At 36.2% G+C, this 5877-nt stretch carries 7 protein-coding genes and 1 riboswitch; all 7 genes read left to right on the plus strand.

Annotation, left to right across the window (positions count from 1 at the left end):
- Positions 1–154 precede the first annotated feature (154 nt).
- The 7 genes from cbiE to Q7P22_RS06545 all read left to right on the plus strand — a co-directional run bounded on the left by cbiE (position 155) and on the right by Q7P22_RS06545 (position 5590).
- Positions 155–781: a precorrin-6y C5,15-methyltransferase (decarboxylating) subunit CbiE gene (gene cbiE, locus Q7P22_RS06515; protein ID WP_303862165.1), complete on the plus strand. Its 627-nt coding sequence runs from the start codon at positions 155–157 to the stop codon at positions 779–781.
- On the plus strand, positions 774–1367 hold the full coding sequence (gene cbiT, locus Q7P22_RS06520; protein ID WP_303862168.1) for a precorrin-6Y C5,15-methyltransferase (decarboxylating) subunit CbiT: 594 nt from the start codon (positions 774–776) through the stop codon (positions 1365–1367). Before cbiE ends, cbiT begins: the two co-directional genes overlap by 8 nt.
- 194 nt (positions 1368–1561) lie before the next feature.
- Positions 1562–2317, plus strand: a complete 756-nt coding sequence (gene cobM / locus Q7P22_RS06525; RefSeq protein WP_303862170.1) for a precorrin-4 C(11)-methyltransferase — start codon at positions 1562–1564, stop codon at positions 2315–2317.
- 2 nt (positions 2318–2319) lie between these two features.
- The gene (cbiG, locus tag Q7P22_RS06530) at positions 2320–3384 is read left to right on the plus strand and encodes a cobalt-precorrin 5A hydrolase (RefSeq protein ID WP_303862173.1); all 1065 of its coding nucleotides are present in this window, start codon (positions 2320–2322) and stop codon (positions 3382–3384) included.
- The gene (gene cobJ / locus Q7P22_RS06535) at positions 3377–4114 is read left to right on the plus strand and encodes a precorrin-3B C(17)-methyltransferase (protein ID WP_113919838.1); all 738 of its coding nucleotides are present in this window, start codon (positions 3377–3379) and stop codon (positions 4112–4114) included. The genes cbiG and cobJ overlap by 8 nt, the downstream gene beginning before the upstream one ends.
- Entirely contained in the window at positions 4111–4809 is a 699-nt protein-coding gene (gene cobK, locus Q7P22_RS06540) for a precorrin-6A reductase (RefSeq protein ID WP_303862178.1), read from the plus strand. The genes cobJ and cobK overlap by 4 nt, the downstream gene beginning before the upstream one ends.
- Positions 4810–4912: 103 nt before the next feature.
- Positions 4913–5590, plus strand: a complete 678-nt coding sequence (locus tag Q7P22_RS06545; protein WP_303862180.1) for a B12-binding domain-containing protein — start codon at positions 4913–4915, stop codon at positions 5588–5590.
- Between the two features lie 148 nt (positions 5591–5738).
- Positions 5739–5877: riboswitch (cobalamin riboswitch) on the plus strand. This riboswitch is flagged as partial in the annotation.

Consider the following 5877-nt stretch of genomic DNA (forward strand, 5'->3'; position numbering starts at 1 on the left):
AAAGAGTTCGTTATCATATATTATCTCGAATCCATAATGATGCCAATATTGGACTAGTTATGTATACGAACAGTCATGGTATTTTAAAAGTAGATGAAAATGGGAAACAAATGATTCCCCTGTTTCAGGATAAATAGTAAAGAGAGGATTAAGGATGAAATACAATCACATAGATGTTATTGGATTAGGTCCAGGTCATCCCGATTATATATTGCCTGCTGGCTTAAAAAAAATAAAAGAAGCAGATGTCCTTATTGCAGGAGAGCGTAATTTGGAGGGTATACCTACATCTGATAAAGAAGTCCTTATTATACGAAACAATTTAAAAGAACTTATAGAGTATATAAATAAGAATTATCAAGATAAAAAGATTGGGGTTTTAGTGTCCGGTGACCCTGGCTATCACAGTATGCTTTCTTATATAAAGAAAAATACGCAGGGTATAGAGGTAAGGGTGACACCGGGAATCAGCTCCTTTACGTATTTTTTTTCAAGGTTGTCTATGGTCTGGCAAGATGCAGTCCTTAGCAGCGTTCATGGGGAAGATACGGATTTTATTAAGTTAGTTGAGGAAAACAAAAAGGTGTTTTTTCTTACAGACCAAAAAATCACTCCAAACTACATGGCAAATGAATTGATGAAGAAGGGAATAACACATAAATGTTTTTTTATTGGAGAGAGGCTTTCCTATGCTGATGAAAAGATCAGTTGTTTAAGTGTAGGCGAAGCAGCTCAGTACCCTACAGATTCTTTATGTGTTGTGGTAATTGCCGATGAATGAAAAAAGAAAATTTTATTTTGGCATACCTGATGAAGAGTTTATCAGGGCAAAAGTGCCCATGACAAAAGAAGAAATAAGAGTCATTACCCTTTCAAAGCTCCAATTAGAAGAAGATAGTGTCATTTTAGATGTTGGAGCAGGTACAGGCTCTATATCTATAGAGTGTGCCCTTTTAGCTAGGAATGGAAGGGTATACGCAGTAGAAGTAGTAGAAGAAGGTATCGAGCTCATTAAAAAGAATATTGAAAAGTTTCAAGCTACAAACATCCTTCCCATTCAAGGAATGGCGCCAGAAGCTTTTGAAGGAATTAATAAAGTAGATCGAATCATCATTGGTGGAAGTAGAGGAAACATAGGTGAAATTTTACAGTGGGCAGAGGAGCATTTAAATCCTAATGGTATTGTAGTCGCTAACTTTATTACTATAGAAAACTTGTACGCTTTTCTTCAAGCGCTAAAGGAGAACGATTATGAATACGAGTGCACACAAGTAACGATCGCTAAGAGTAGAATTGTAAAGGACATCACTATGATGCAGGGGCTAAATCCCGTCTTTGTAGTTAAAGCGTGGAAACACCGAGTTTAGAGTTTAAAGTTAGAAAGATAGGTGGTCAGGTGGTCAGCAAAACCATACTACCATCGCTGGTGGCGAAAGTACTAAGAGTAGGTAGCTAGTCGCTGTCCATTAGGACCCTATTTACTGCACCAATCATCCTGAGCAGAGCGAAGGATCTTAATGTTCGCCCGGTACACAAACTAAAAAAGGAAAGGTATGAGTGTATGGCTAAAGTATATTTTATAGGAGCGGGTCCAGGGGATCCTGAATTGTTGACATTAAAGGGAAAGAGAATTATTGATTCTAGTGATGTGATTATTTATGCAGGCTCTTTAGTAAATGCTGCAGTTTTAGAAGGCTGTAAAGAGGATGCAAAGATTTACAACAGTGCTTCTATGAATCTAGATGAAGTCTTAGAGGTAACTGTAAAGGCTATAAATGAGGGCAAAGATGTAGCAAGAGTACATACAGGAGACCCAAGTATTTATGGTGCTATTAGGGAGCAGATTGATCCCCTTGAAGAAAAAGGTATTGAATGTGAAGTCATTCCAGGTGTAAGCTCATTTACCGCTTCTGCAGCGGCTATGAAAAAAGAGTTTACTCTACCTAATGTTTCTCAAACGGTTATTTGTACGAGAATGGAAGGCAGAACTCCAGTACCAGAAGAAGAATCTCTTGAAAAACTAGCTTCTCACAAAGCTTCTATGGCCATTTTCTTATCTGTCGGAATGATTAATAAAGTCATTGAAAAATTGACCATTCATTATCCTGTCACCACTCCTGTGGCAGTAGTGCAAAGAGCTACTTGGCCAGATCAAAAGATTGTCTTAGGTACTTTAGAAAACATCGCAGAAAAAGTTGCTGATGAAAACATTACAAAGCAAGCTCAAATCTTAGTAGGAAATTTTTTGGGTGACGAGTACGAATTATCAAAACTCTACGACAAGAACTTTACACATATGTTTAGGGAAGGAAAATAAACTTGGAAACCTGGGCAATTGTTACAGTAAGTAAAAAAGGCGTTCAAAGGGCGCTAGAAGTAGCAGACCTTTGTAAGAGGAAAATAAATTTCCATATCTATACCCTTGAAAAATACCATACTAGTGGAGTGACAAAAGTAGGTGATGATTTAAAGGAAATTGTCCGTGACGTATACAAATCCTATAAGACGATTATCTTTATTATGGCAAGCGGCATCGTAGTGAGGATGATTAGCCCATATATACAGTCTAAATTAAAAGATCCTGCTATTTTAGTCATGGACGACAAAGGGCAATTTGTCATTAGCCTCTTATCAGGTCATATTGGTGGAGGCAATGAAGATGCTAAGCTTTTAAGTCAAATTATAAAGGCTACACCTATTATCACCACCTCTTCGGATGTAAATGGAAAGATGGCAGTAGATACTTTTGCTATGAAACATAAATTATCTATTGTGGATTTTACTCGTGCAAAAGAGATTACTGCTATGATTTTAAATGAAGAATCTATTGCTCTTATCAATGAGGATAAGATTTTCATTCATAGAGATCTTGTATGTGACAATGTAGTCCTGGTCCAAGATTACGATGAATTAGTAAATTATGATGGTGTCATTATCATCTCGCAAAAAGATGAGATTCAACTCGACATACCCTTTGTACAATTAATGAGCAAAAACTTAATCTTTGGTATTGGCTGCAGAAAAGATACGTCAGCGGATGCAATAGTAGACTTTATTTGCGCTATTTTAAAGGAATTAAATATTAGTATACATGCTATTTCAACATTATCAACTGTAGATGTAAAGAAAAACGAAAAGGGCTTATTAAAAGCTAAGGAGCGCTTAGGTTTAGATTTAGAAATCATTTCTCGAAGTGAGATCGCAAAGCATGAGGACAAATTTAAACAATCCTCTTTTGTAAAGAAGACCATCGGAGTAGGCAATGTAAGCGAACCATGTGGATATATTTCATCTCATGGAGGTACTTGTCTCTTAAGCAGAAGGGCGAATGCTGGAATAACATTATCTTTGTGGAAGAAAAATGAGGAGGCTTTAAATGAATAAATTATACGTAGTTGGAATCGGACCAGGAAATAGAGAAAATATGACGTTTTCTGCTGTGAATGCTTTAAAGGACAGCGATATTATTATTGGTTATAATACATATATTGATTTGATCAAAGATCTGATAGGAGGCAAACAAGTAGTAAGCAATGGCATGAGAAAAGAAGTAGACCGTTGCAAAGAGGCCATTGAATTAGCATCTAAAGGAAATACCGTTTCCGTTGTTAGTAGTGGAGATGCAGGTGTTTATGGTATGGCAGGTTTAATCCTTGAGATTATTAGCAAAGAATACTCTATGTCTGATTTTGACGTTCAAATCATCCCTGGTGTAACAGCTGGCAATTCTAGTGCCGCCATATTAGGTGCTCCATTAATGCATGATTATGTGACGATTTCTTTATCAGATTGGTTGACAAAATGGGAAACCATTGAAAATCGTATTCATTGTGCAGGCAAGGGAGACTTTATCGTAGTACTTTACAATCCAAAGAGCAAATCAAGAACAGAATACATCAATAAAACACAAGAAATCCTTTTGCAATATAAATCTCCAGATACTCCAGTAGGCATTGTGCGCAGTGCTTTTAGAGAAGACCAAAGCGTACAGATTTCTACTTTAGGTGAGTTGTCAAATTGTGATGTAGATATGTTTTCAACAGTAATCATCGGAAACTCTAAAACCTATATTAACGGCAAATATATTATTACACCTAGGGGGTACAGCATTTGAAACTAGTATTTGCTGGCACCAAGATGGGTAGACAATATGTTCAGCAATTATTAAAATGTGGTGAAAAAGTCATAGTATCAACAGCTACAGAGTATGGAGCTTCATTATACGAACCTCACGAAAACTTGATTATTAATAATAAGAAGATGAATTATGAAGAGATGATTGCATTTATCCAAGATAAAAATATTGATGAAATAATCGATACTACCCATCCTTATGCTGTTCAAGTGACAGAAAATATGATAAAATGTGCCAAGAACCTTAAAATTCCATATCGTGTTATAGAAAGAGATTCATTCATTGAAAAAAAGGGTGCAAAGGGGCTAATTTTAGCCCATAGCTATGAGGAAGCCTGCAATCTTCTTATAGAAAAGGAAGGTAATATATTACTTGCTATTGGTAGCAATAATATCCAAGCTTTTCAAAAGATTCTCAAAAATCGAATTTATATAAGAGTATTGCCTACATCACAAGTATTAGAAAAATGCGAAAATTTAGGCTTTACCCCTAAGAATATCATCGCCATGCAAGGACCGTTTAGCTATGAAATGAATCGGGCTATTATTCAAGAACACGCGATTAAGTATCTGGTCACAAAAGATAGTGGAACATCTGGAGGAGTAGAAGAAAAAGTACAATCAGCACTAGATATGGGAGTAGATGTAATCATGATTCCAAGAAGGTCGTTCTAAGTTCTATGTTCTAAGTAAAATCATAGTCACTTATGGTGATATGAAAGTTTTACATAGAACTTATAATATACTACTTAGAACTTAATAGTAGGGGGGATTTGTAATGAAATTAGAGGATATTCAAAATGCAATAGGGGAGTTAGACGAGGATTTATTATTTGAACTGATCGATGAATACTTAGGAGAAAATCCTACAGAGGAAAACGCCTGGGAGATCATTCGTTACAGCCAAAAAGGGACGAGAATTGTCGGCGATTACTATCATAATGGAATATATTTTCTAGGTGATTTAATTTATGCTGGTGAGCTCATGACAGAAATCATCGATAAATTAAAACCGTATATTTCCCACTACAAAGAAGGAGACTATATTGGTAAAATGCTCATCGGAACCGTACAAGGGGATCTTCATGATATAGGGAAAAATATTTTTAAAGGCATGTCCGAAGCAGCTGGCTTTCAAGTTTACGATATAGGCATCGATCAATCAGCAGATGCTTTTGTAGAAAAAGCTCATGATATAAAGCCAGATATCATTGGCCTAAGCGGTGTCCTTACATTAGCTATTGATGCTATGAAACGCACGGTTGATGTCATAAAAGAGGCTGGACTTAGAAGTGATGTAAAAATCATTGTAGGCGGTACTCCCCTTACAGATGAAGCCGCAAAGCATATCGGTGCGGATGCATACTCTATTAACGCCAATGAAGGCGTAGAGATTTGTAGAGAATGGATGGGAAAAGAAATCTATCACAAATTATATGAATGCAAAAAAGCTTAACCATCAGCAATTCCTTATCAGCCATCAATATTCTAAGGTTAGATTCTATGAATCTAATAGATGAATCTTGCTCATATTAGACAGGACAGCTGTTAAGGTCAAAAGCGAACTTTCACGAATTTACTTATATATAAGAAAGTTCTTGCGTTTTTATAAAACATATGTTAATATATAGGAAAGTAAATAAATATATGGGAAAACGGTTAAACTCCGTTGCAGCCCCCGCTACTGTAATTGCTGACGAGCATCTTTTATACCACTGGATAAATCTGGGAAGGTAGATGTAA

The organism is Alkalibaculum bacchi (assembly GCF_937875145.1).
GTDB lineage: Bacteria > Bacillota > Clostridia > Eubacteriales > Alkalibacteraceae > Alkalibaculum > Alkalibaculum bacchi_A.